The organism is Parapedobacter flavus, assembly GCF_035818675.1.
In the GTDB taxonomy this organism is placed as follows: domain Bacteria; phylum Bacteroidota; class Bacteroidia; order Sphingobacteriales; family Sphingobacteriaceae; genus Parapedobacter; species Parapedobacter flavus.
The window spans coordinates 1-24,238 of record NZ_JAYKZZ010000011.1; the positions used below are offsets into that span (position 1 = coordinate 1).

The 24,238-nt window shown below is 50.1% G+C and carries 24 protein-coding genes; 13 read left to right on the forward strand and 11 right to left on the reverse strand.

Annotated elements, in window-relative coordinates:
* From U9S71_RS09825 to U9S71_RS09835, 3 genes are all read right to left on the reverse strand, one after another.
* Positions 1–2,346 (reverse strand): ABC transporter permease (locus tag U9S71_RS09825; RefSeq protein ID WP_326327119.1); only part of this gene is annotated, 2,346 nt, incomplete at its 3' end.
* Positions 2,347–2,485: 139 nt separating this feature from the next.
* Positions 2,486–4,834: an ABC transporter permease gene (locus tag U9S71_RS09830; RefSeq protein WP_326327121.1), complete on the reverse strand. Its 2,349-nt coding sequence runs from the start codon at positions 4,832–4,834 to the stop codon at positions 2,486–2,488.
* 79 nt (positions 4,835–4,913) lie between these two features.
* Positions 4,914–7,301, reverse strand: coding sequence for an ABC transporter permease (locus tag U9S71_RS09835; RefSeq protein WP_326327122.1), 2,388 nt, complete (start codon positions 7,299–7,301; stop codon positions 4,914–4,916).
* 298 nt (positions 7,302–7,599) lie between these two features.
* Here U9S71_RS09835 and U9S71_RS21045 point away from each other — a divergent pair, with 298 nt between their 5' ends.
* The 3 genes from U9S71_RS21045 (at position 7,600) to U9S71_RS09845 (ending at position 9,401) form a co-directional block, all read left to right on the forward strand.
* Positions 7,600–7,653, forward strand: a complete 54-nt coding sequence (locus U9S71_RS21045) for a type II toxin-antitoxin system VapB family antitoxin (RefSeq protein WP_436410318.1) — start codon at positions 7,600–7,602, stop codon at positions 7,651–7,653.
* A gap of 99 nt (positions 7,654–7,752) precedes the next feature.
* On the forward strand, positions 7,753–8,532 hold the full coding sequence (locus U9S71_RS09840; protein WP_326327124.1) for a DUF4197 domain-containing protein: 780 nt from the start codon (positions 7,753–7,755) through the stop codon (positions 8,530–8,532).
* 131 nt (positions 8,533–8,663) lie between these two features.
* The gene (locus tag U9S71_RS09845; protein ID WP_326327125.1) at positions 8,664–9,401 is read left to right on the forward strand and encodes a hypothetical protein; all 738 of its coding nucleotides are present in this window, start codon (positions 8,664–8,666) and stop codon (positions 9,399–9,401) included.
* 11 nt (positions 9,402–9,412) lie between these two features.
* On the opposite strand, the gene U9S71_RS09850 is transcribed toward U9S71_RS09845, so the two are convergent.
* From U9S71_RS09850 to U9S71_RS09860, 3 genes are all read right to left on the reverse strand, one after another.
* Complete coding sequence (locus U9S71_RS09850) at positions 9,413–10,762, reverse strand: FAD-dependent oxidoreductase (protein ID WP_326327127.1); 1,350 nt, start codon at positions 10,760–10,762, stop codon at positions 9,413–9,415.
* 66 nt (positions 10,763–10,828) lie between these two features.
* Positions 10,829–11,647, reverse strand: a complete 819-nt coding sequence (locus U9S71_RS09855; RefSeq protein WP_326327129.1) for an SGNH/GDSL hydrolase family protein — start codon at positions 11,645–11,647, stop codon at positions 10,829–10,831.
* A gap of 4 nt (positions 11,648–11,651) precedes the next feature.
* Positions 11,652–11,873, reverse strand: a complete 222-nt coding sequence (locus U9S71_RS09860; RefSeq protein ID WP_326327131.1) for a helix-turn-helix domain-containing protein — start codon at positions 11,871–11,873, stop codon at positions 11,652–11,654.
* Between the two features lie 120 nt (positions 11,874–11,993).
* Here U9S71_RS09860 and U9S71_RS09865 point away from each other — a divergent pair, with 120 nt between their 5' ends.
* The 4 genes from U9S71_RS09865 to U9S71_RS09880 all read left to right on the forward strand — a co-directional run bounded on the left by U9S71_RS09865 (position 11,994) and on the right by U9S71_RS09880 (position 16,414).
* Positions 11,994–13,724 (forward strand): HEPN domain-containing protein, encoded by a 1,731-nt coding sequence (locus U9S71_RS09865; RefSeq protein WP_326327133.1) that lies wholly within the window; start codon positions 11,994–11,996, stop codon positions 13,722–13,724.
* 46 nt (positions 13,725–13,770) lie between these two features.
* Complete coding sequence (locus U9S71_RS09870) at positions 13,771–15,018, forward strand: hypothetical protein (RefSeq protein WP_326327135.1); 1,248 nt, start codon at positions 13,771–13,773, stop codon at positions 15,016–15,018.
* Positions 15,019–15,036: 18 nt separating this feature from the next.
* Positions 15,037–16,041: an RNA ligase (ATP) gene (locus tag U9S71_RS09875; protein ID WP_326327137.1), complete on the forward strand. Its 1,005-nt coding sequence runs from the start codon at positions 15,037–15,039 to the stop codon at positions 16,039–16,041.
* A gap of 112 nt (positions 16,042–16,153) precedes the next feature.
* Positions 16,154–16,414: a hypothetical protein gene (locus U9S71_RS09880; RefSeq protein ID WP_326327138.1), complete on the forward strand. Its 261-nt coding sequence runs from the start codon at positions 16,154–16,156 to the stop codon at positions 16,412–16,414.
* A gap of 121 nt (positions 16,415–16,535) precedes the next feature.
* On the opposite strand, the gene U9S71_RS09885 is transcribed toward U9S71_RS09880, so the two are convergent.
* From U9S71_RS09885 to U9S71_RS09895, 3 genes are all read right to left on the reverse strand, one after another.
* On the reverse strand, positions 16,536–16,970 hold the full coding sequence (locus U9S71_RS09885; protein ID WP_326327140.1) for a type II toxin-antitoxin system VapC family toxin: 435 nt from the start codon (positions 16,968–16,970) through the stop codon (positions 16,536–16,538).
* Entirely contained in the window at positions 16,964–17,179 is a 216-nt protein-coding gene (locus tag U9S71_RS09890; protein ID WP_326327141.1) for a hypothetical protein, read from the reverse strand. The genes U9S71_RS09885 and U9S71_RS09890 overlap by 7 nt, the downstream gene beginning before the upstream one ends.
* A 139-nt stretch (positions 17,180–17,318) precedes the next feature.
* The gene (locus tag U9S71_RS09895; RefSeq protein WP_326327142.1) at positions 17,319–18,224 is read right to left on the reverse strand and encodes a helix-turn-helix domain-containing protein; all 906 of its coding nucleotides are present in this window, start codon (positions 18,222–18,224) and stop codon (positions 17,319–17,321) included.
* Between the two features lie 154 nt (positions 18,225–18,378).
* Between U9S71_RS09895 and U9S71_RS09900 the strand changes: the two genes are divergently transcribed.
* Positions 18,379–18,780 carry a GlcG/HbpS family heme-binding protein gene (locus tag U9S71_RS09900; RefSeq protein ID WP_326327144.1) on the forward strand — a complete coding sequence of 134 codons (402 nt, stop codon included), beginning with the start codon at positions 18,379–18,381 and terminating at the stop codon, positions 18,778–18,780.
* Positions 18,781–18,837: 57 nt separating this feature from the next.
* Here U9S71_RS09900 and U9S71_RS09905 read toward each other — a convergent pair whose 3' ends face one another.
* On the reverse strand, positions 18,838–19,452 hold the full coding sequence (locus U9S71_RS09905; protein WP_326327146.1) for a hypothetical protein: 615 nt from the start codon (positions 19,450–19,452) through the stop codon (positions 18,838–18,840).
* 76 nt (positions 19,453–19,528) lie between these two features.
* On the opposite strand from U9S71_RS09905, the gene U9S71_RS09910 reads away from it, so the two are divergent.
* Complete coding sequence (locus tag U9S71_RS09910) at positions 19,529–20,098, forward strand: PhnA domain-containing protein (protein WP_326327147.1); 570 nt, start codon at positions 19,529–19,531, stop codon at positions 20,096–20,098.
* Between the two features lie 68 nt (positions 20,099–20,166).
* Positions 20,167–20,895, forward strand: a complete 729-nt coding sequence (locus U9S71_RS09915; RefSeq protein ID WP_326327149.1) for a hypothetical protein — start codon at positions 20,167–20,169, stop codon at positions 20,893–20,895.
* Here U9S71_RS09915 and lpxK read toward each other — a convergent pair.
* Positions 20,892–21,941, reverse strand: coding sequence for a tetraacyldisaccharide 4'-kinase (gene lpxK, locus U9S71_RS09920; protein WP_326327151.1), 1,050 nt, complete (start codon positions 21,939–21,941; stop codon positions 20,892–20,894). The two genes, U9S71_RS09915 and lpxK, sit on opposite strands and share 4 nt — an antisense overlap.
* A 47-nt stretch (positions 21,942–21,988) precedes the next feature.
* Here lpxK and mqnB point away from each other — a divergent pair, with 47 nt between their 5' ends.
* The 3 genes from mqnB (at position 21,989) to U9S71_RS09935 (ending at position 24,235) form a co-directional block, all read left to right on the forward strand.
* Entirely contained in the window at positions 21,989–22,618 is a 630-nt protein-coding gene (mqnB, locus tag U9S71_RS09925) for a futalosine hydrolase (protein ID WP_326327153.1), read from the forward strand.
* A 106-nt stretch (positions 22,619–22,724) separates the two neighbouring features.
* Entirely contained in the window at positions 22,725–23,711 is a 987-nt protein-coding gene (locus U9S71_RS09930; protein WP_326327155.1) for a pyruvate dehydrogenase complex E1 component subunit beta, read from the forward strand.
* Positions 23,712–23,800: 89 nt separating this feature from the next.
* Positions 23,801–24,235: a DoxX family protein gene (locus U9S71_RS09935; RefSeq protein WP_326327157.1), complete on the forward strand. Its 435-nt coding sequence runs from the start codon at positions 23,801–23,803 to the stop codon at positions 24,233–24,235.
* The last annotated feature ends 3 nt before the right edge of the window (positions 24,236–24,238 follow it).

Below are 24,238 nucleotides of genomic sequence, written 5' to 3' on the forward strand. Positions count from 1 at the left end.
CACTACTGCCGCCAGCCCGGCTGCGGCGAATACCCACCATTGGATGTCGATGCGGTAGGCGAAGTCGGCCAGCCACTGGTTCATCGCCCACCAAGCAATGGGTGAGGCGATGGCCACCGCAATCAATACCAGTTTTAAAAAATCTTTCGAGAGCATGGCCGACAGCTGCGTAACGGTGGCACCGAGCACCTTGCGGATGCCGATTTCTTTCGTACGTTGCTCGGCCGTAAATTTTGCAAGGCCAAATAAGCCCAGGCAGGCAATAAAAATGGTGAGCATTGCAAAAATACCCAGTATCGTCCCGATCTTTTGCTCCGCTTTGTATGTATTATTGTAGCGCTCATCTAAAAAGGAATAATCCATCGGGTCTTCTGCGCCATACGCTGCAAATCGTTGTTGCAGTTTTGCCGTAAAGCCTGAAATATCGGCCGTGTTAATTTTTACCACGAGATTGCCCGGATCAGGAGCCAACACCATGATCAATGGCGAAATCCGTTCGTGTAACGACCGGAAATGAAAGTCTTTGACCACCCCGATTACGCGATATGTTTCTTTGCCATTGCTGCCGGTTCGGGAGATGGTTCGGTCCAGGGGGTCCCCTTTCCACCCCAACGCATTTACGGCCGCCTCATTCACGATGACAGCCGCTGAATCCATACCGTATTGCTGAGAAAAATTTCTGCCACTTTCCAATTGTATACCAAGCGTTGAAATGTAGTGTTCGTCTATTTCGTACCGCAATGCTTTTACAAGCCTATCGGGTTCCTGTTCGGTAGAAACAAAAAAATTGTTGTTATCACTGCTGCCGGCAGGCAAATACCTTGAAGCACTTACATGGGTCACCGCGGGATCGCTCTGCAGTTGCTGCTTGAAAACATCCATATTGTTTCCCAATGCCCATACATTGGAGATGACCATTACCTTGTCTTTGTCATACCCCACATCTTTATTGCGTATATAGGAAAGTTGTTTGTAAACAACGATGGTACTTACCATGAGCATGATGGAGATGAAAAACTGGAACACCACCAATGTGCTCCTGAAACTCACGCCATTTTTTACCGGGTTCCATTTTCCTTTCAACACCGCCACGGGTTTAAATGAAGAAAGGTAAAATGCGGGGTAGCTTCCGGCAAGCAACCCTGTGATGAGGACGGCACCCATCAAAGCAGGTATCATCCATGGTTTTTCGGTGAAGCTGAGCGTTAACTGCAATCCCGAAAGGTCGTTGAAAAACGGTAGTGCTCCTTTTATTAATAAAAGTGAAAGTACCAATGCAATCGCTGCGATGAGCATCGTTTCCATCAGGAATTGTTTTACCAATTCGCTTTTCAGCGAACCGAGCACTTTGCGTATGCCGACTTCACGTGTGCGTTTAGCAGCTTCGGCCGTAGAAAGGTTCATGAAATTGATACAGGCTATCAATAACATAAATAATGCAACAGCACTGAAAATATATACATAACGCACATCCCCCGGTGCGCTCAGGTCGTACTGAAAATCTGAATACAAGTGAATATCGGTAAGCCGCTGTAGCTGAAAAGTGAGGTTGCTTCCGCTTTTCCTGAATTCGGCTAGCGTTTGGCCGGTACCATCTTTCATCTGCGGGCCGATGTAGGTATCAACCAGCAGCGGCACTTTTGCGTTTAACTTTTCAAAATCCCTTTTATCTTTTAATAACACATAGGTGTAGTAGTTTGAATTCATCCAGTTTTGCTGCCTTGCATCATCAAGGCTATTCATTGACGTCAAAAGCCCAAATTGAAAGTGACTGTTCAGCGGGATATTTTCAATCACACCCGTTACCTTCATGGGCGCTTTATCCTCGGTTTTAAAATGGATGGTTTGCCCCAGGGCTTCTTCATCGCCGAAATATTTTTGGGCAATATCCTTGGTGAGCACAACCGTGTTGGGCGCTACCAGGGCAGTTTTAGGGTCTCCATTGATAAACGGAAGTGTGAAGACATCGAAAAAATTTGCATCCACATAGGCCAATGCATCCTGTTTGAACACATGGTCATTTACCATCAGTTGGGGCGCCCAACCATAGCTTCGGAGCCTGGTGGCATCCTCTACTTCGGGAAAATCTTTTTTCAGGGTTTCCGCTACGGGTGCCATCACCACCGTTTCTTTCATTTTTTCACCCTGCACGTTGCCCTCAAAATAAATACGCGCAATGCGGTCGGCTTTTTTATGAAAGCGGTCGTAACCCAACACATGGTTTACAAACAGCAAGATAATCAAGCAGGTAGCCAATCCGATAGCAAGTCCGAGAATGTTAATGCTTGATGACCATCTATTGCGGATTAGGTTCCGCCACGCGATTTTGAAGTTGTTCTTTATCATTATTGCTGTGAATTTGTGAGCAAGTGAACTTGCGATCCCTTGCCACACTCATTATTATTCATCTACTACTTCGTTTAATTTATTCGCTAATCAATTCACGGATTTGCCGACTCACAGGCTCACAAATTCACAGGCTCACTCACTCATCCCTCAAACTATCCACCGGATTGGCCACCGCCGCCCGGATGGCCTGCCAGCTTACCGTGAGCAATGAAATAAGAAGGGCGCTGATGCCAATGGCGGCGAAAACCCACCACTGGATGTCGGTGTGGTAGGTAAATTTATTTAGCCAGCTATCCATCACCCAATAAGCGATAGGAAAGGCCACCAGGCAGGCAATCGTAACCAGTATCAAAAACTCTTTGTTAAGCAGGTTGACCAAGGAGAGCGGTGATGCACCCAGCACCTTGCGGACTCCGATTTCCTTGATTCGGTTCTCGGCCATGTAGGCGGCGAGGCCAAAGAGGCCGAGGCTCGAAATAAAAATGGTGAGGAAGGTGAAGAGGCCCGCGATGCTGCCCAGCCGTTGAGTGTCCCTGAACTTGGCGGCATAATCCTGATCGACGAAATTGTAATTAAAGGGTTCATTGGGGTTGTATGTTTTCAGGATTTTCCGGGTTTTATCCACCGCTGCCTGTGTGGGCAAGTTGGGGTTGAATTTAATATGCATCACGGAAAACCAGCTGCTGGCACCATGCATCACGATGGGGCGGGTCTGTTCAAACGGAGAGCCCATGAGAACATCTTTCACCACACCTACGATGTGCCAATCCTGACCGAGGTCGCGAATGATCTTACCAATTGGCTCGTCGAAACCCATAGCGCGTTGGGCAGATTCAGTAATGAGCGTTGCATTGGAGTCGGTGGGAAATTTGGTGAGATCGAGATCCCGGCCCTGCACCAGTTCCATGCCGAAGGTCGTTACAGCTCCTTCGTCCACGTGGAGGCGGTCAAACGTCTGGCTATTATCGGGCATCTTTCCATCCCAATCAATCATGCCGTTGCTCATGATGCTCATAATGGGCGAAAGGCTGCGGGTAATCGATGTTGCTACGTTGTTGTTGAGCAGCGCATGCTTAATCAACGGAAAGTTTTTGGCGATATCGCCTGATAAGTAGACGTAGATGAGGTTGTCTTTGTCATACCCATTCTGGCGGTCTTGTGCATGTTGGATTTGCTGCCGGATGACTAGTGTTGCGACCATGAGGATGATGGCGATGGCAAATTGCAGTACGACCAAGGCCTTGCGGGGGTTGACTGCCCCATTGAAGCCCTTGAACGTCCCTTTGAGCACTTTCACTGGCTTGAAACCGGAGAGGAAGAATGCAGGATAACTTCCCGCGAGGATCCCTGTAAACAGGATGACCCCCAGGATGCCTGCCCAAAGGGTGACGCCGCTGAAGTCGATAGCTAACCGGACGCCTACCAGCTTGCCGAAAGCGGGCAAGCTCAGCAGTACCATCGCAACGGCTAGCACGCCGGCAACCGAGGCCAACAGGATGGATTCAGTGAGGAACTGGCCGATGAGTGCATACCGCCGTGCACCGACCACCTTCCGTACACCCACTTCTTTGGCGCGTTTTTCGGAGCGGGCAGTGGATAGGTTCATGAAATTGATGCAGGCAATGAGGAGGATAAATACAGCTATAGCCGTGAAGAGCTGCACCATTTCAATACGCCCACCGGCGAGATGGCCGTTTTCAAACTCGGAGTGCAGCCACCAATCGGGGAACGAATGGAGGAAGATTTCATTTTTGGTATCGCCGTTTTTGATGGAAACATCTTGGATGTTTTGGTTTGCCCTCGCCAATTGTGCCTGGGAGGCAAGTTCTACATAAGTAGTTACGGAGTTGTTGCCCCACAAGTCGTCCGACCGACCAAGGCGTTCCATATAAGTCCACGGCAGCAAGTAGTTAAACCGGAACCGGGTGTTGGTGGGTAAGTTTTTCAGTACGCCCGACACCGTGGCGTAGTCCGCGCTGTCGATGCGCACCTGTTGCCCTAGTACGTCCGTTTTACCGAACAGCCGCATGGCGAACGCTTCGGTGATGATGATATCATTGGCACGGGATAGTGCCGTGGTAGGGTTGCCGGCAACGAGGGGGAGATCAAACAGCGAGAGGAACGTGCTGTCCACAAACGCTCCCGCGGCATTCGCTTGGGTTTCTTCCACGGTAAATAGGAAGCCTGTGCGGGCATAGCGGGTGACCTGTGCGACCTCCGGATAGTCGGAAACAAGGGTAGGCCCCAAGGGTTTCGGGGTAGTAGGCCAGCAGTGGAGTTCATTGTTCAGCATACCGCGATTCATAGCTACATACAGGCGGTCGCCCTTGATGTGGAAGTTGTCTACACTCCGTTCGTGTTTTACCCACAGCATGATGAGCAGGGCACTGGCCAGGCCAAGGGCCAGTCCCGTGATGTTTAGGAAGGAAAACCCCTTGCGCTTGCTAAGGTTTCTCCATGCAATTTTAATATTGTTTGCTATCATTTTTTAGACATTAGATATGAGACAACAGACAATAGACCGTCATGTCCTTGTTCCTTGCTTTTCATCCTTATTCCATAAATCACTCATCCCTCAAACTATCCACCGGGTTCGCCACCGCCGCCCGTATGGCCTGCCAGCTTACGGTGAGCAGCGCAATGAGCACCGCGGCTACTCCCGCCGCCGCAAACATCCACCACTGGATATCGATGCGATAGGCGAAATCTTCCAACCACCGGTTCATCGCCCACCACGCAATGGGTGAGGCGATGACGATGGCCAAACACACTAACTTTACAAAATCTTTGGAGAGCAAGCCCACAATACCGGATACCGTTGCCCCCAGCACCTTGCGGATACCGATTTCTTTGGTGCGTTGGAACGCCGTGAGCGTGGCCAGGCCGAACAGGCCGAGGCAGCTCACCAGGATGGTCACGCCGGTGGCCAGTCCGATAAGTTTAGCCATCCGGTACTCGGATTCGTACAATCTCTTTATCCGCTCATCGTTAAACCGGTATTCGAAGGGCGCATGGGGATAGATGGCCTTCCATTCCTTCTCCATTGTCGCAATAGCTTTTTTCCATTGCGCACGGTCGGCCGGAAGCTTGATATTGAAGGTTTGTAGTGAGCCGCGATTGTCGGCGGCCCCCAATGCCAGCGGCTCGATTTCCACATGGAGGTCTTTCTGGTGGAAATCGGCAATAACCCCCACAATGGGATATTGTGTGTCGCCCATCATGGAAACCGTCTGGCCGATGGCGGCCTGCGGCGTTGTAAAGCCAAATGCCTTACGGGCAGCATCGTTGATGATGATATCCCGGAGGGTATCTGTCTGTTGGATGTTGGTGCCTGCCAGCAGCTTCAGCTGGTAGAGGCCGAGGTAGTCCGAATCGATGTATTTGCGGGGCATGTTGAGCTGTACCCGGCCGGTATCGGCGTTGTAGTAGAAGCCTGTACCCCAATGGTTGTTATTCAGCGGCTCATGGCCCAACGCTATCGCTGCGATTTCGGGATGCTGCGCCAGTGCGCGTTTGTAGATGAAGGGGTCGATCTCTCCGCCCTGGTCCGACCGGTAGGGCATCTGGATATTGACTACCGCATCATGGGTAAACCCAAGGTCCTTATCCAATGTGTAGTTGAGCTGTTGACCGATGATGAGTGCGCTGACGATGAACACCTGCGCGGTAACGAACTGGAAGACAATGAGGATTTTCCGGAGGTTGAGCCTCGCCCCCACGATCATTTTCTCGCCATACCCTTTCAGCACCTGTACCGTGCGCACTTTGGTGATAAGCCAGGCGGGATAGATGCCGGCCGCCAGGGTGATGACGACGAGCAGCGATGCGAGGAAGGCTATCAATCCCATAGGGTTCGCAAAGGCCTGCATACCTCCCGGGATAAATTCGGGGAACATGGCCATAAACAAGCCGGTTATGGGAATGGCCAGCAGCAAGGCTACCACGGTAATGGCCAGGGTCTCCACGAGGAAGCTGCCGATTAGTGCTCCGGGCGTGCCACCGAGCGTCTTGCGTACACCGATTTCTTTGGACCGCTGAGGTACCTGTGCCGTGCTGAGGTTGATGTAGTTGATGCAGGCCAGAATGAGAAGGAAAAATCCGATGCCCATGAGGCCGTACAATACATTCATGCTGGCCGCCCGCGAGCTGGTGGCATATTCGGTGGAAAAGTGTTTTTGGGTGAGCGGAATGGCATCGAACCATGCCTCGAAGCCGTATTCCCGCTGCGACTCGCCGGCAAATTGCAGTCGCGTTTTTGTTGCGAAATCCACAATGGGCTGGATGGATGAACTCGGGGTCACTTTTACGAAAACGATATGGGCCGAGTTTGACCCCAGCCAATTATCGGACGACCACTGTTCCGCCGGCACCGCTATAAACTCCTTTTCTTCAAAACTGCTGGGGTAGTCGAGGTCGGCGACTACGCCCGTTACGTTCCGCGCGACCGTATCGTACATGAGCGTCTTGCCGACAATGTTTTCCGGTTTCAGGCCGGGAAAGTATTTCGCGGCACGCGATTCGGTGAGTACTACCTTATCTGGAGCGTTGAGGGCGTCTTGTTTCGAGCCTGCCAGCCAACGGTGGGATACCATGTCGAAATAGGCGGGCAAGGTAGCTACCATTTGCGGGTCCTCCACTTTTCTCTCCGGCTGATTGCCCGTGGCGGGGATAGTGAGTGTTTCCACGTAGTTGTCGTATATCGGCACCACCAGCTCTACGCCGGAAATCCCCTCCGAAAGCAACGGCGCCAACGGTAACGGCACGCCACCGAACCCACTTTCTTGTCCATCTGCCTTGAACCGGCCTACGATTTGGTAGATATGCCCGGCATCGGGGTGCGACTTGTCAAAGTTCAATTCGTAATCCACGATACGGTACACCACCCAGCACGCGCTGATGCCGATGGCAAGGCCCAATACGCGTTTAGCGCCGTGAAAAGGCGGTTGCGCCACAGGTGGCGAAGGGTGGTTTTTATGGTAATTCTCATGTTATCCTGTCTGGCTTGTACCTATTGGCACGGGCCCCTATTTATTCCGAATTTATTACGAGAACGGAGCGCAGATTTAACGCCAAAAAACCAATGCGCTGATAATTAGGTTAATGTAAATATGCGCTGACGTCGAGGTGTTCGATATCGGACACTTGCTGTTCACTTACGGACAATCGGCTTGAGCCCTGACGATCCTGAAGCAGCTATACATTTCGCTTGTGTATAAAATTAAATATATTCACACATTAACCCGTAACGGCATGCGTACAAATATCGAATTAGATGACCAGTTGGTCAAACAGGCCCTGCAGTGAATTATCCGTGTGGTCTGTTCCTCGTTAATCGAATCCAATCATGGCCGAGAAAATCAAATGTGTACCTTTGGCGATGTAAATCACACTAATAAAAATAAGATGGTTATAAGTAATATAAAGAAAGCAATTTATGTGGCGGTAATGGTTGGGTTCTTCGCGATGCCCCCCGCTCAGGCGCAAAGCATCTTCGACAAGGTGAAGAAAGCCGTAAATGATAAGCAGAAGAGTGAGACCAGCGAGGATAACAAGAAAAGCAATGCGGACCTGACCGGTATATCCACGGGCGAAATGTCCGGTGCACTAAAAGAGGCTTTAAACATCGGCGTAAAAGAAGGAATACAGAAACTTGGCACCGAAGACGGTTTTTTTAAGAATGAGTTGGTAAAGGTGCTGCTGCCGGAGAAGCTGCGGAAGGTAGATGCCACGTTGCGCGGCATCGGGCTGGGCAGTTTAGCAGATCAAGGGTTGCTATTACTCAATCGGGCGGCGGAAGATGCCGTACAGGAAGGTGTGCCGATATTTGCCAATGCCATCACATCGATGTCGTTCGATGACGCGAAGAATATCTTGCTTGGCGACAGCGTGGCGGCCACGAATTACCTGAAGGGCAAGACGTCCGAACAGCTTTTTACGGCATTCAAGCCCAAGGTGGAGGGGTCGCTGGGGAAAGTAGGAGCGGACAAAATCTGGGAACAGATCATCAGTAAGTACAACGGGATAACCAAGCAATCCATCGAAACGGATCTAAACACTTACGTTACGCAGGAAACCGTCAGCGGCGTATTCAAAATGGTTGCAGAGAAAGAAAGTGCCATCCGCGACAACTCGGTATTCCGTACCACCTCCCTGTTGAAGAAGGTATTTGGCGCTATTGATTAATGGTGCGCGTAGCGGGACACTGGATTGTGAATATGCGATAACGCTATATATAAATACCTATAAATAGGTATTGCAGGCGTGGCTTGCGAGCAGCTATCTTGCGGGAAATTTGTCTATCTAAAAAAATGATCATGAATTATGTAATGATGAAGATCCGCCAGTGCCATATTATATCGGTTCTGGCGATGCTGGTAATTGGTTTTGCCGCGATGTCGTGTAGTAAAGATAACGATCCCGCCCCGGAAAATGACGAGGCTTTGAAGGCTGAAATGGGGAATGTTGTCGGCTTCGGGGCCGTCTCCGGCACACCGCAAGGCACCCCGTTCCGGCTTCCGGATGGCGTTGTTGTAGATGGAACGATTACTGGGGATGACTGTGCTGATGCAGTGAAACATATTGGAAGCGGGTATTATGTGACGTTGTGTGTGGCACTTCGGAACGACAAAGACCAAGCGATAACGATTACGCTTCCAGGTGGACTGATTATCGTGTCTGAAACAACCGAGTATCAGCACGGTGTGGTGCTGGAAACAACAACGATCGTCCTTCCGCCAAAGACCACCACCCGTTTCGCCCTGCATACCTACTGCGGAAACGCCAACAGGGATGCTGCCGACTCAGAGGCCGTTTATACCTTCGGACCATTAACGAATAGCAAACTATTGGAGCGGTTGGTGAATGATCTCAGCCGTAAAAAGATTGAGATTTCTGATTATTGGGTCGATGGTACAACCACCCAGGCCTATGATGAACTTGAAGATACGATTCAAACGTTGCTTTGGCTCATCACCGATACGGAGGAAAGTATGGATTGGGAGACGTTTGAAAACATGTATAATCAGCTGCTGAACGACCTGCCCAATAAATGACCGGGTAAGGATTATTCGGCGGCAAACAGATCATTCAGCGCTTCGGTCATGCTGGGGTGCGTGAAGATCATATTGGCCAATGTATCGTAAGTGACACCCGTATGGATGGCAAGCTGCACGGTATTGATCATTTCATGCGCCTCCGCGCAGCAAAGCGTGCAGCCTAGGATACGGTCGGTTTTTGCATCGATTACCGCTTTCAAAAGACCGCGCTTTTCGTTGAGGATGGCGGCTTTCGGGATGGCGCTCGCTGGAATTTTAAGGACCTTCACGTCGTATCCTCGTTCACGCGCTTCCTTTTCGCGTAGGCCAGCCTGGGCGAGGGGCGGGGAGACGAACACACAGGTCGGATAGGGTTTCCGGTCGTTCAGCGAATTATATTGGTCGTTGCCGGCAAGCTGGTTGCGGATGATGTGGAAGTCATCGAGCGAAATGTAGGTGAACTGCGGACCGCCGTTGCAATCGCCGATTGCCCAGATGTGTGGCACGCTCGTTTTCAGTTGGTCGTTGACTTGTATGTACCCCCTTTCGTCGGTCTGGATACCCGCGGCGGCGAGATTCAAACCGTCGGTATTGGGTTTCCGGCCGGTGGCCAGGAGTACGGCGTTGGCCTCCACGGATTTTCGTTGGCCGGCGTGTGTGAAATGAACGGTTACACTGTCGGCGCTTCCCTCTTCCAACTTTTCCACGTTGACGCCGTTGAGAATGCGAATCGTTTTATCGGTAAGGATCTTGAAAAGTTCGCCGGCGACATCCTCGTCTTCGTCGGGAAGGAACCGCGTACGCCTGTCCAGCACGGTAACTTCCGTGCCGAACTTTGCAAACATGTCGGCAAATTCGAGACCGATGAACCCGCCACCAACGATGACCAGCTTTTCGGGCCTACCCGCTTGGGCGATCAGCTCCGCACTGGTGAATACCTTTTCGGAGTCCATCCCTTCGATTGGCGGAATGGCAGGCTGTGAGCCGGTATTGATAAAGATGCGCTCCGCTTCGATCTGGGTTTCCCCGCCCGCTGCCAGTTGAATGGCTACCTCAGTTGGTGAGCGGAATGCCGCCTTTCCTGTTATGATTTCTACGTTTTCCAGCTTGGCCAGTTTTTCGAAATTCGTTTGCCGCAGTGTGGCGGTCAATAGGTCTTTAACCTCATGAGCATGCGGATAGTTGGTGCCCTTCTCTGCCTCCACGATGAGTGATTTCGTGGGTACGCAGGCGATATTGATGCAGGCACCCCCGTACATGTCGGCCGATTGTTCCACAAGTGCCACGGATTCGCCCCGTTTGGCGAGGAACGCGGCAAGGGTTTTTCCGCCCTTGCCGAAACCGATGATCAGATTCTTGACAGACTTCTTTGTTTCCATAGCGCTAACCTATTTGAGTGGATGGTCAGTTTATTTACCCCTGAGCTGTTGAATAGTTTTAATCGCTCAAAAATGTTTTGAAAGCTCGTCGGCGATTACCCGGTACCCTTTATCCGAAGGATGCAGCCCATCGTACGTCATGTTGATGGCTCCTTCTGGGTAAGGATAGTCGTCGGTCTCGGGGTTGAAGGGGATTTTTGTATACGCCGGATACCGGTATTTACGGTACTCATCCGTTCCCGGCGCTTTCAGCCACTTGAACTTCACCAGTTTATTGAGCTTGAACTTTGGGTGATGGTACAGGTCGACCACCTCGAACCCTGCTTCCTGACCGATCGCTCGGATGGTATCCGCAAATTGTTCCAGTGTCTGGCCGTTCTTATTCGGTTTGTAGGAGCCCCAGGCATTGTTTTTATAGTCGTTGATATACACAAAATCGCCGCGCTGCATGGGGGTGATGAAGATGATGGGTGCATCGGGGTTCAGCTGCTTGAGCTTGTCGGTGATGATGCGGAAGGCGCCACTGGTGGTGCCGGTACCCGTGTTGTTCCGGTAGTCGGCCGTTGAGCCGATAGGCAATCCCGCCCACCAGTCGTTCGTGCCCAGGAATACGGTATAATAATCGGCCTTTACCAGTCCGAGGTTGTTAATCTGTTCGGCAATACCTACCGCCGTCCATCCATTGTGCCCTTGGTTGATGTAGCTGAGGTGGGGATGTTTTTCGGTGACGAGCGTCATGTACCCTTTGGTGATGCGGTGATCTGTCTCGTCGGGATGCTCGTTCAGGTACGTGATGGAATCGCCGAGGGCGAGCCAGGTTTGCTGGGGCTGGCCGAAGGAGCAGCAAAGCAAAGCGGCAACTAAAAATAGAAGTAGATGTTTCATGGAATTATTCTTTTTCTTTCAACGTTAAGTGCCCGCAAAGTACGGTTAACAATTCACACGGTTCCATATCGATGGCTTTCCCGATAAGGTAGAGTTCATCGGCCCGCAGTTTGGCTGTCGGTGTCAATGTAAGTTCATTCATCCGCGCTTTGCTCAGCCCCGTACGCCGGGCAACCATCGATTTGTTGACCGATCGCTTCGCCAGAATTTCGCCTAATGGTGTCATATTCCTAATCGTTTGTTCATGTAAATATGCTATTTGTATAGAAAACACGAACAATTATTTGTTTTATTGAAACAATATCTTTACGTTTGTATGGAAAATCTATACGAAAATCAATTTATTATGAAAGAAATCATCAACCAACAACTCGTGGAGCGGCTAACTCAGCGCATAGATCTGCACCGTATTTTCTTGTTTTCTTATCCCTATCTGGAAGAAGAGCGGCCACATCTCCTATTGATCGTGAACCCGGTAAAAGGAATTGCACCGAAAACCATGGCCCCCATCGTATCATTATGCCTGTCGGACAGCGAGGAAATTCCATTTAATCTGGTGCTTACTGGCGAATGGCAGAACCAGTTGAAGCAGGGAAGTCTGTATTACACCTATGCGTCGTTGCCGCAGCACGAGCTGTACGCCGCATCCAAAAAAGGGAATCCGCTGTTTTCGCACAAAACCATCACCGGTCTGCTGGAACTCGCGGAGCTCAACTATGAAAAATGCCGTAAGGGGTCGGATGAATTCCGCGGAGGCGTTGACAATTTCGTTGCCAAGGGCGATTATGGGCAAGCGACGTTTATGTTGCATCAATTTCTGGAGCTGCGGTTGAAGGGCTTCCAGGCTACCGCCGGAATGAATGGCGGGAAATCGCATAATGTGGAGCATCTGATGAAAGGGTTACGGGGGGTGCTTCCGCAGTTGCAAGCCATTTTCCCATTTGACGGCCCATCGGTCGATTTGTTCCGGTTGTTGGACCAAAGCTATTTGCGGGCAAAGAAGGGGGAGTCGATTGATATCGAGCAAGATGAGTTCGGTATCTTGGTCGACAAGTGCGAACAAGCAAAGGCTGCCATGGATGGGATGGTGGCCTCGATGGTGGCGCGGGTTAATGCGTACCGGGAGCAATTGCCAAAGGAAGTGGAAAAGTCGGCCGAACCAGCCCCGGCAAAGCCAGCGAAAGAGCCGGTGGCGGCTCCGGTTCCGGCAACGCAACTTATCTGCGAGGATTTCAGCAATTTCCCACGGCCGGAGCAGTATAAGCAAGATGTGAATAAACTATTGGAGAAAATCCGCCAAAGCCATAACCCCGAACAGGTCATGATGCTGAACTACCATACGGGTGGTTTTTCGGGAAATCACCTGTTTCGGCCGGAGGAACGGGAAGACAGCGAGGGGGGATCGAAAGTGGAACTTTACCTCGTGGTGTTGATGAACAACAAAGGGCCGTTCCATTTCCGCACGATGCAGGTGGGGGTGGCCAGCGCCATAGTGGTATACCTCAATACGAAAACCCTGCAAAAGAACTTGGCGGAAGGCAACCGGTTTTTCCATACGCTATGGACCAAAGGACGGGTCTTACGTAGGAAATCAACGTTCGAACCTTCTTTTGACGTGTCAGGTGTAGATTGGAAGGCCGAGTATGAGCGGGTCGGGAAAACCTGGCAGAATGCGAAGGCATGCATGGGTAATTTGAATGGCTTGATCCAAAGCGCAGAGGTATTGAAACTGGATACCTGTTTCTTATTACTGCGGAACTTGTTGGAACTTGGTGTCAATACGTATTTGCGGTGCGCCGTGGGTTTTGTCCCTTATGGGGTGGACTTAGCGGAATTGATTGATTGGAGCGGCGTAACCGGCCGGAAACTGCTGGATTTTATATATCCAGCTAGTGATATGGAAACTGCACGTATGCAGTTGATATTAAGCCCCTACACGGTATGGTGGCAAAATATCGAGATCGGTCTGTCGAGTGTGTCGCAACCGTTTTATAAAGATCGGGCGAAGGAAATAGTCCGGTTTTTTGAGGGGATGTTGGATGAGGTGGTGAAGGAGCTGGAGGGGAAAATCGAATAAGGAATTGAATCTATAACATGTTAGATGTGGGTAAACACAGAATGAGATGAAAAATATATACCTGAAAGCAGGGAATGAATTCCGGCAACAACAGGAGTATCTGATGGAAGGAATAAGCGAAGCGTTGTATTATGACGACTACGAGTCTTTTGGAAAGAAACTTTGGGAATTGGCGGGCTGGGTTACGTCGCAATCGATTGAACTTCCGGATAGAGCCTTAGTTGACAAGGTTGTTGACCAAACGATAGCGATGGTAAAAGGGGCTCACTTTTTCTTGCACCATAAGGAACGGTTAGGTTTTGAAGACAGTGATATTGATCGAGTGTGGGTGCCAAATCCATACGCTATGCCTGAGAAACACAGACGCAGCTATGATCGCCGCTTAGATCACTATTTGGCCCATCGGGAAGAGAGGTTCCAATGGCTTGCTGAAGATGAAATACAGAATTTCACACTTGCCTTTAAGCGGTGTTTCTCAATACTTTCATTAAGCGATTGGTTGAGTTTGTTAGAGAGTTGGCGAATGTTTGCGTTAGACGGCGATCCTGTTTCAGTTGGGTCGGACTTTACTCCACTGAAGACGTATGAGCAATTAGCCAAATTGTCGGAAGCTTGCTTTGTGGCGTTGGCATGGGAGGATGGATGTTTTTCTACGCCAAACCAACATTTGTGTTTGATTTATTTAAATCATTATAATGATGATGGTTACGATGCAGCAAACCCATTACGAGATATCAATTGGTTGTTCTATGAATATGATATTCAAAGTCTAAAGAACGACGTATGTAGCTTATTCACGATTTGCAAACATGAACAAGTCATACTCTCCCGGACACTGGAAAACCTGAGATTCTGCCTTGTTTGTTCATTGTATAACGGGTGGCTATTGCTACAAACTGAAGCGTTTCCTGAGGAATGGGTTGACCCTGATAAATTTGATTTTATACATTATCCTATAATTGACAGCAAGTCTTTCGGAGGGCGGGGGAGTAGCCTCGATTACGAACAAACTAGAAACCCTGTTGAAGCTCTTTGGGGTTTATTCGGAAACGTTGATGTAAGAGATAAAAAGGACACCATTGAGTTTATGATCGCGAGATATTATGACCCGAAAGCATCGAGATGCTTGAAAGACGGCGCAATCGATACAAAACGATTCCTATTGAAATTGTTAGATATTCTCTTTTTGATCAACTTGGATTTGTGTAAAAATCGGACAATTAAGGAATACATAAAGTACCCCGAAAAACACGTTACGCAAGTGGAAGTGGATGATCCGAAGGGGCAAGCCTAAATAAATGTAATTAAAAACATGTCACGAAAATTAGCATCCATTGTAACCATCGAAAACCTATCTCCCATCCCAGAGGCTAACTTGATTGAAGTCGCCACTGTAAAAGGATGGAAAGTAGTGGTTAAGAAAAACGAATTTAAGGCGGGCGACCTAGCCATCTATTGTGAAATTGACTCCTTTCTGCCCGTCAGAGAAGGATTTGAATTTCTACGAAAATCATCGTTCCGTAAAATGCGGGATATCGAGGGCTTCCGGTTGAAGACGATAAAACTTCGTGGACAGGTTTCTCAGGGGCTACTTCTGCCGATGAGCCTATTGGATGGCTGTCCTTATCAACTCGGGGATGATGTAACCGAACAACTGGGCATTATCAAATACGAACCGCCCATTCCTGCGTCACTGGCTGGTGTTGCCAAAGGACCGTTTCCGTCGTTCATCCCGAAAACGGACGAGGAGCGGATTCAGAACTTGAGTGATCAGTTCGAGACGCTAAAGAAAAGTCGCTATTACGTCTCCGAAAAACTGGATGGGTCGTCGGTCACCTACTACTGGCACAAGGGGCAGTTCGGTGTTTGTTCCCGCAACTTGGAACTTATAGCGGCACCCGATAATACGCTTTGGAAGTTCGCCTATGAAAATGAAATTTCAGACAAGCTGGCTTCATTGGGGCGACATATAGCCCTACAAGGAGAGCTGATTGGTGAAGGAATACAGGGGAATCCGTATAAACTCGCGGGTCAGATGGTGCAATTTTTTTACGCGTTTGATATTGACAAACACCGCTACCTACCCATGGACAAATTTTTCCAACTGATGGAAAAGCTGGAACTTGAAACCGTCCCTATATTAGCTGGAAACTTCCGGTTACCGGACACCGTAGACGAAATTTTAGCTTTAGCGGATGGAAAAGCGGAATTAAGCCTGTTTAATAAGTCGGTAGCGCGGGAGGGGTTGGTTTTTCGCAACGCGGATCGTACAATTTCTTTTAAAGCGATTTCGAACCGATTTCTCTTGAATGAATAAAATTTGTTTCTCATGTGTTTGAAGTCCCTGTCGTAACCCCGCTCCATTTGGGGCGGGGTGCGTAGGGGCGTTAGTCGCAACAGCGTCTGAACACACGGCGCTCAAGCCGGTGTTGGGATTGATAGCAGCCGTCTTCGAACCGCAGCGGTTGTTTCTTATCAACCACCCCGCATTGCCCGAGTTGGATGTAGGAGCTTATCCCGAAATTCTGGTGGTAGACCGATCACAAATCACCCCAAAGAAGACAGCGAAAGGCATACTGGAGATGGCGTGTTTCCGACAACAGCACAGCGAACAGCCCGCCGCTCTCAAAAGAAGTGTGGAACAACTAAAGAAGGAATTGGCGGAAGTGTCGCTCAACAGCGATGGCTAAAAATTTGACAGTGGCGAAGCCAATGATTATGAATAGGGTTGCCGTGGACACCAATGCGCTAATGTATAGTATTAACTTTAAGGAATAAGGCTGCAGTGGAAAAAGACTTCAAGCCAACGGACTACAAATCCTGTAATGTCACAATCTTTATCTCTTGGATAATAGCCAGTCGATAATCATTTGTAAAAAAATAATCCGCTTGGTTTTCTAGAGCCGTAGCAACTTGTATCGCATCTGGCGTTTTCAAGTTGTATTTTGCCCTTAATCCGGCTGCACCTTCAGCAATATCATTAGACACTTCAGCTAAAAGAATACCTGATGCGTTCAAGAGAATTTCTTTGTATTGGTCTACCAGTTTGTGTTTTCGCTCTCTTAGGGGCTTAACCAATACTTCTAAAAGGGTAATCGAAGAAGTAATAAACGTAAAATCACCGTTATCGTTGGCGATAAAACACGCCATCAGCTTCTCCTGATATTCAGAATGACCCTCGATGAAATAGATAAGGGGTGCTGTATCTAAAAATACGGTCTTTTGATAGAAGTCAGTTATCACCACTGTCTTTCCTGCTCGATGTATTCATCAATATTGGTCTTACTCCAAAGCGAAGACCCGATACCAGAGATGGAACTGAGTTTGACTTTATTTCTCGCCGCATCAGATTTGCGAATTAGTAATGCCAATTTTCCCAACAGACTCAATTGGTCAGCTCTGTCAAGCTTTTTTGCCTGAGTTAGAATCGTGTTAATGTTTAAATCTGCATTCATATTACAAAAATAGTAAATATTATTCTAACTCGTTATCTATTAGATGTATTCAATTGCCTCCATCAACGTGATATAGATACCCGAAAAGTGGTTATCCAACCGTCCCGTCAGAAACTGGCGGAAGAAATCAAACCATTAGTCACCGGTATTTGCTGGGGGTAATTCCCTCCAGCCGTTTAAATTGCCGGATGAAGTAGTTGACATTGTTGAAACCGGTCTGGTAGCAGACTTCCGCGATGGTAATGTCCGGGTCGGTCAGCAATTGCTTGGCTCGCTGGACCCGCTCCTTTACAACAAACTCAATTGGAGTGATGCCGAAAAATGCTTTGAATGATCGGTAAAATAGCGTTTTGCTCATGCCCGCTACGCGCGCCAAGGCATCTACGGAGATTTTTGCCGCCAGATGGCTTTGGATGTAATCCAGTACGGGAGCAAAATGCAGCGTCCGCCCTTTGGTTCCTTCCCGCACCATGGCCAAGTGCTGCGTTTGAATAATGCGCAGCAGCAGGAACTTCAGCGAAAGATCGGCCAGTGCGTCTTTCGCCGCATCGTCTTCCATACTGATGCTGATGAGCCGGTTGATGCTACTGGCAAGCTCCCGATTGTTCTGGAAGTGGTACCGACTGAAATCCAAGCGCCACTCATAAGGGGGTGCCGTATTCGGATAATGTTCATTCAGAAAATCCAGGTTCTTATTTACCATGTCCCAGTCGAGCGCCAGCGTCGCACATTGTACAGGGCGCGACATATCCGCTTCGGGAAAGTCCACCTTCATGGATACGCCCTCAGGAAGGATGATGGTTTGCCCCGGCACGAATTCGAAAGATGCCGAATCCGCGAGCGACATGATTTTTTTACCCCGTATCATGCTCGACACTACCAATCCGTTGTACGATAAAGCAACATCTTTGGTTTGATGGTATGTTTCGAAAATGTTTAATTGGCAATCCTTCAGATCAAACACGCGACGATGCTCAACCAAGCTGTCCAGCGAGGTGACGTCGCTTAAATTGATGGGTGAGAGATGATGTACGGTATTATCCATAGTAAAGCATATCCGTTAGCGCTAAGGTAGCTAATTATTTGCACCCCGGCGAAAAAGGAGAGGGAGCGACAGGATTGTGCCATTAAAATGCAGGATAGTGCCACGCTACCGCGCCGCGTTCATCGTAATATTGCATAAATCAAAGAAAACGACTATGAGCATTACACTGAAACAGGCCGAAACGGCCATTGCGGCGGCCAAAGCCAAGGCGGAAGCGTTAAACACACTGATGAACATCGCCGTGGTAGACGCGGGGACTAATCTGGTTGCGTTTGCCCATATGGATAATGCATGGTTGGGCTCGATCGATATTTCGCAGAAGAAAGCTCGGACGGCACGATACTTCAATATGCCTACGGGCGAAATCGGTAAGCTGTCGCAGCCGGGCGGGTCGCTGTATAACATTGAGCACTCCAATGGCGGACTGATCACATTTCCGGGCGGCGTAACCATCAAAAATGCGGCAGGCGAGATCATCGGTGCCATTGGCGTTTCTGGCGATACGGTTGAAAATGACCACGCCGTAGCACAGGCCGGTGCAGATGCGGTGGCTTAGCCGAAAAGGTAAAGTTTGGTAAGCCCCATTTACGACGTTTACGGGGCTACCCTATGGCTAGTCAATCGCCTCGATTGACCGGATGGAAATGCCCGAAAAACAGTCATCCATGCAATTGTCGGGTACGAAGCCTGCGGAAGAAATCAGCCCATTGTTTTTCGCCTCGAAGGAGACCGCTGCATCAGGGCGCTTTTTGAGCCAAAAGGACCTAGCCCTTTCATAGATATCATCCAGCGTCTGCACGGCACTGGCTGGAGAGACTTCATGCAGTCCGAGTTCGCTTTCGTTTTCGGTCCACTGAAGCGATTCGAGAAGTGTATAGCCTTCGTGTTCTTCGAATTCCTCGTCGGTAAAGCCAAGACCGTCCAATAGATCAGCCATAGACGCCGATTCCCATCCGCTATCGGGCATGGGGTTGCTGTTGAACACCATGTACCTGAAGTCTCTTTGTACGATCTTACCCTCCCGAACGGTAATGGTGGTTAACCATGAAGACCCTGCCCATGTGGCACCCGAGACCTCGTAACGGTAGCTGTCCCCGCTGGTTGCTTTAAAGTCTAGCCAGGCCTGGTAACTTCGCTCAAAGCTGCCTTCGTGTTCGATGTCGCTTTTTTTGCAGGCGTTGAAGAGAAGGATGGTCAATAGGGTAAGGAGGGAATAGCTTGCTTTCATATATTGTTAGTTTGTAAGTTAAACGCAGTGTAACGGCCTTTCGCTACACATCGGAATCATTCTTATCTTTGCCACCATGAACGAAAACCTGATAGCCCGAAGCGGTGGCAAGTGCGAACTCTGTGGAAAAGACACGGATGTAGTGGTGTATAGCGTACCACCAGATGATCATCCAGATAACGAAGTGGTGGTATGCCAGTCGCTGCTTGCGCAGATCGAAGGCCGGGAGCTGGTAAATCCCGACGAGTGGCGCTTCCTGCCCGATGCCATGTGGAGCGAGGTGCCTGCAGTGCAGGTGTTAGCCTGGCGGATGCTGAACCGTCTGAAAGGCGAAAGCTGGGCTGCCGATGCGCTGGACATCCTCTACCTTGATGAGGATACCTTGGCATGGGCCGAAGCCGTTGCGGCACCCGAAGAGCCGGGAGAAGCGGTTGTGCACAAAGACGCGTTCGGCAACATGCTGCAACACGGAGACTCGGTGGTGCTAACCAAAACGCTGGATGTAAAAGGCAGTAGCATCAGTGCCAAGCTGGGTACGGTCGTGAGGAACATCCGTCTGGTTGAAGGTAACCCCGAACAAATTGAGGGCCGCGTGGAAGGGCAGTTGATCGTTATCTTAACCAAATACCTGCGTAAGCAGGGGTAGTTCGGTACGCAAAAGCTAAGGTAAACCGAATAGATTCGTAACTTTGGTTTCTAAACAAACGCTTAGCTATGGAAAAAGTCGTTACCCATCACCCTTTTCGTACCATTACGCTATCGTACGATCGCGACAGGCCGCAACCTGATTGGGAGAAAGACGCGCTCGATAACTATTTCCATGCGCATGATGAGGCATGGCGCTTGAAGAACATGCGCGAAGGCATTGAGCCACTGCTGGATAAAGCGATCGCCCAAACAGCGGGGTTGCGGGCAGAAATCTACCCGATCGACCAGGAGATCGACCTGTTGGAGCTGGCTACCGGTATCCGCGAGGATGACCCCATGCCAGGATTCGAAGGAACCCTTTCGCTCCAGCTAGATGGTTTCATCAAGGCGGCCAAAAAGCACAACGACGCCCTCCAGGAGCTGTATGAGATGGTTACGCAGTGTACGGCTGAATACAATGCATTCTTGAATGAGCACGAGACCTTCGAAGAATGGTTCGAGGAGTTCGCCAGTGGGCCTTTGCACCAATTGTATATGCGCTATGAGGAGCTGAATGTGGACACCGTGTCGCTAGACCACGACCACCAGGCATTTCTCGAACATTGGGCCCCGACCCTCCAAGCGGAGCGCGATTATTTCGAACGGGCGAGCGGCATGTTCGAAGCTTATGCGGAACTCGTGGATGTGTCAAATAAGCTTTACCGCCGAGCGGAGCTGGTGAACGAGGCGTTGGGTGATTTCGTAAAAAGAAATAAAAACGGCGGCTCTAGCGGATGGAAACGTTTTAAAGACTAAGGCGTGGCGCAGTACGCCAACACCAACTTACGAAACGCGGCATCGTCGGCATCGTCAAATGTCAAGTGAATAGGTATCATATAGATAGGCAGGTCGGCCAGTAAAACCGCAACCATAGGGTCTAGCAATCGCTGGGCATCTTTTTCCGTAGTGACAATCAGTTTGTTCGGATTCTTCATTTCGCCGAAACAACGAACAACCTTTTGGATGTCGGCAACGGTATAGTCGTGGTGGTCGGCATAACGGAGGTGCTCGATTTCGGCCACCTGCGGCGAAAGGTATTCATATAGGGGTACGGGGTTGGCAATACCCGTGAGGAGCAGCACGGAGACGTTACTGCCCAACATATCCGCATGATCATCAACTACCCATAGCGGCGTTAGTGATCCGTAACCGATGCTGGCGAACAGTACCGGTATATCGCGCGTAGTGGCCAATTGCTGGCGGATACGGTTTTTTTTGGCATTCGTGGTGCCAATAGGCGTTTTGGTGACCACCATCACGTCGGCACGGTGCCGCTCGCCAAAGGCATCGCGATAGTCGCCGGCAGGAAGTAACCACTTCGGCTTGCCCATCGCGTGGTAGTCGAAAAGCAGGATGGCCAGCCCCGGCCGCAATGCCCGATGTTGGTAGGCGTCGTCGAGCACGATGGTGTCGTGGCCACTGTCGATCAACCGAGATACGCCGTGTACACGGTCTTCGTCTACTGCCACCGTAATTTCGGGGAACTTCCGTTTGAACTGGAGGGGCTCGTCGCCGGTGCGCTGTGCGGTGTCATCAGGCATCACTTCCAGAAAACCGCGGGTTTTTCGGCCATAGCCGCGGCTGAGCGTAGCGACACGACTGCGGTTGGACAGCAGGCGGATGAGGTATTCCGTCATCGGGCTCTTCCCCGTGCCACCCACCGCGAGGTTGCCCACCACGATAACAGACTGGTCGAAAGCAGTCGACCGCAACCACCCCCAGTCGTATAGCCGATTGCGGAGCCAAATTGCCAACCCGTAAAGCAGCGAGAACGGTAATAGCAGCGCTCTTAGATAACCCATTGCTGGCAAAAGTAATTCATTTTGCCTACATTCGTGGTCAAAAGCAGATGGATGTATTAGTCATTGCCGCCACGGAAGCGGAAATCAAACCGTTCCTTAAACTGCCGGCACAGCAACGGCACGGCACGGATGTGCTGATTACCGGCGTGGGCATGGTGGCAACGGCACTAGCGCTCGGCGAACGGCTGGCCAAGTCCCGTTACGACCTGCTGCTCAACGTGGGCGTGGCGGGTACCTTCCGGCGGCCCATCGCATTGGGAGAGGTGGTTCGGGTGGTTGAAGACGTCTTTTCAGAGCTGGGCGTTGAAGATGGCGAGCGGTTTATCGATAGTGAAACTGCCGGACTGGCACCGGGTAGGTTCTATAGCGGATATTCCCATCCATCTGTCGAAAACCTGCGCTCATGCAAAGGCATTACCGTGAATACGGTACACGGTAATGACCCCGCCATCAAAGCGGTCGTCGAACGCTTATCGGTCGATATCGAAAGCATGGAGGGTGCCGCCGTATTCCAGGCGGCTCAGCATTTCGGCATACCGGCGCTTCAGGTCCGGGCCATTTCCAACTATGTGGAACGCCGCAACAAGGGCAATTGGCAACTCACACAAGCCATCGCTAACCTCAATAGCTGGTTGGTGGGGTTTGTGCGTTACAACGATAGCTCATATACCGTTTAAACACAAAAATTTGACAGTCACACGCTCAAAAATGTCGATTTTTTGTAGTAGGTTTGCATGCTATATTTTTTGACAACGATATACAGTCGACAACGATAAACAACCGATGAGAGAAATACAATTCAGAGAAGCGCTTCGTGAAGCGATGAACGAGGAGATGCGCAAAGACGAAAAGATTTTTTTGATGGGTGAAGAGGTGGCCGAATACAACGGTGCCTATAAGGTGAGCCAAGGGATGCTGGATGAGTTCGGCGCCAAACGCGTTATCGATACGCCCATCTCCGAGCTGGGATTTGCCGGTATCGGCATCGGTGCCGCCATGAACGGACTGAAACCTATTATAGAATTCATGACGTTCAACTTTTCGCTAGTAGCGATCGATCAGGTAATTAACTCGGCAGCCAAAATGAATTCCATGAGCGGTGGTCAATTCCCCATCTCCATCGTTTTCCGCGGCCCCACAGGAAATGCCGGACAGCTCGCTGCCCAGCATTCCCAGAACTTTGAAAACTGGTATGCCAATACCCCAGGGCTTAAAGTGGTGGTGCCCGCAAACCCATATGATGCAAAGGGCTTGCTGAAACAGTCTATCATCGACCCCGATCCGGTCATTTTCATGGAATCGGAAGTCATGTACGGCGATAAGGGCGAAGTGCCAGAGGAAACGTATTACCTCGAGCTCGGCAAAGCGCATACTGTGAAATCGGGCGAGGACGTAACCATCGTGACGTTCGGTAAAATGTTACCCCGGGTAGTGGAGCCAGCCGTTGAAGAGTTGACCAAAGAGGGTGTCGACGTCGACCTCATCAACCTGCGTACGGTACGCCCCATCGATTACGGGGCGATCATCGATTCGGTGAAGCGGACCAACCGCTTAGTGATTGTAGAAGAGGCGTGGCCACTGGCTTCGATATCGTCAGAGATAGCGTATAAGGTACAGCGCGATGCGTTTGATTACCTGGATGCACCCGTGGTGCGGATCGCGTCGGCCGATGTGCCCCTACCCTATGCCCCGACCTTGCTGCAGGCGGCCCTACCCAATGTGGAACGGGTGGTAAAAGCGGTAAAGGAGGTCATGTACATCAAGAAGTGACCGGCTAAATAACGGCCAACAAAATAAACGAACCCGCTTTCAAACAAAAAAGCGGGTTTTTTGTTGCCTAACGCGAAAGGAGACCTGTTATGAATGTCATCGAAAAAATCGAATATTGGGGCGATACCCACCATCCCCGCTGGCTAGATTTCCTCCGTATTGGCTTGGGGATAGTCATTTTCATGAAAGGCGGAATGTTTCTCGCCGATACCGAATCCCTGAGGCAGCTGATTGAAGATACCCATATCCAGGTCTACACCTGGGGTGCAGTGCATTATGTGGCTTTCGCACACCTCGTGGGTGGTATTCTTATCGCGTTGGGGCTCACCACCCGCTTGGCGGTCGCCTTCCAACTGCCGGTATTGTTCGTTGCCGTATTTTTCGTGAACATCACCCGTGGGCTTACGTTCCTCAATTCCGAACTGTGGGTTTCATTGATCGTTTTGGCACTGTTGCTCGTTTTTCTCGTTATTGGCTCGGGCCCGTACTCGCTAGATCATCAGCTGAAGACAAGGCGCGGCTGAAGA

Coding starts and splice junctions, on each gene's coding strand:
- U9S71_RS09830 (WP_326327121.1), bottom strand. CDS start 4,834: ATGATAGCAAACAATATTAAAATTGCATGGAGAAACCTTAGCAAGCGC.
- U9S71_RS09840 (WP_326327124.1), top strand. CDS start 7,753: ATGGTTATAAGTAATATAAAGAAAGCAATTTATGTGGCGGTAATGGTT.
- U9S71_RS09845 (WP_326327125.1), top strand. CDS start 8,664: ATGAATTATGTAATGATGAAGATCCGCCAGTGCCATATTATATCGGTT.
- U9S71_RS09850 (WP_326327127.1), bottom strand. CDS start 10,762: ATGGAAACAAAGAAGTCTGTCAAGAATCTGATCATCGGTTTCGGCAAG.
- U9S71_RS09855 (WP_326327129.1), bottom strand. CDS start 11,647: ATGAAACATCTACTTCTATTTTTAGTTGCCGCTTTGCTTTGCTGCTCC.
- U9S71_RS09860 (WP_326327131.1), bottom strand. CDS start 11,873: ATGACACCATTAGGCGAAATTCTGGCGAAGCGATCGGTCAACAAATCG.
- U9S71_RS09865 (WP_326327133.1), top strand. CDS start 11,994: ATGAAAGAAATCATCAACCAACAACTCGTGGAGCGGCTAACTCAGCGC.
- U9S71_RS09870 (WP_326327135.1), top strand. CDS start 13,771: ATGAAAAATATATACCTGAAAGCAGGGAATGAATTCCGGCAACAACAG.
- U9S71_RS09875 (WP_326327137.1), top strand. CDS start 15,037: ATGTCACGAAAATTAGCATCCATTGTAACCATCGAAAACCTATCTCCC.
- U9S71_RS09890 (WP_326327141.1), bottom strand. CDS start 17,179: ATGAATGCAGATTTAAACATTAACACGATTCTAACTCAGGCAAAAAAG.
- U9S71_RS09895 (WP_326327142.1), bottom strand. CDS start 18,224: ATGGATAATACCGTACATCATCTCTCACCCATCAATTTAAGCGACGTC.
- U9S71_RS09900 (WP_326327144.1), top strand. CDS start 18,379: ATGAGCATTACACTGAAACAGGCCGAAACGGCCATTGCGGCGGCCAAA.
- U9S71_RS09905 (WP_326327146.1), bottom strand. CDS start 19,452: ATGAAAGCAAGCTATTCCCTCCTTACCCTATTGACCATCCTTCTCTTC.
- U9S71_RS09910 (WP_326327147.1), top strand. CDS start 19,529: ATGAACGAAAACCTGATAGCCCGAAGCGGTGGCAAGTGCGAACTCTGT.
- U9S71_RS09915 (WP_326327149.1), top strand. CDS start 20,167: ATGGAAAAAGTCGTTACCCATCACCCTTTTCGTACCATTACGCTATCG.
- lpxK (WP_326327151.1), bottom strand. CDS start 21,941: ATGGGTTATCTAAGAGCGCTGCTATTACCGTTCTCGCTGCTTTACGGG.
- mqnB (WP_326327153.1), top strand. CDS start 21,989: ATGGATGTATTAGTCATTGCCGCCACGGAAGCGGAAATCAAACCGTTC.
- U9S71_RS09930 (WP_326327155.1), top strand. CDS start 22,725: ATGAGAGAAATACAATTCAGAGAAGCGCTTCGTGAAGCGATGAACGAG.
- U9S71_RS09935 (WP_326327157.1), top strand. CDS start 23,801: ATGAATGTCATCGAAAAAATCGAATATTGGGGCGATACCCACCATCCC.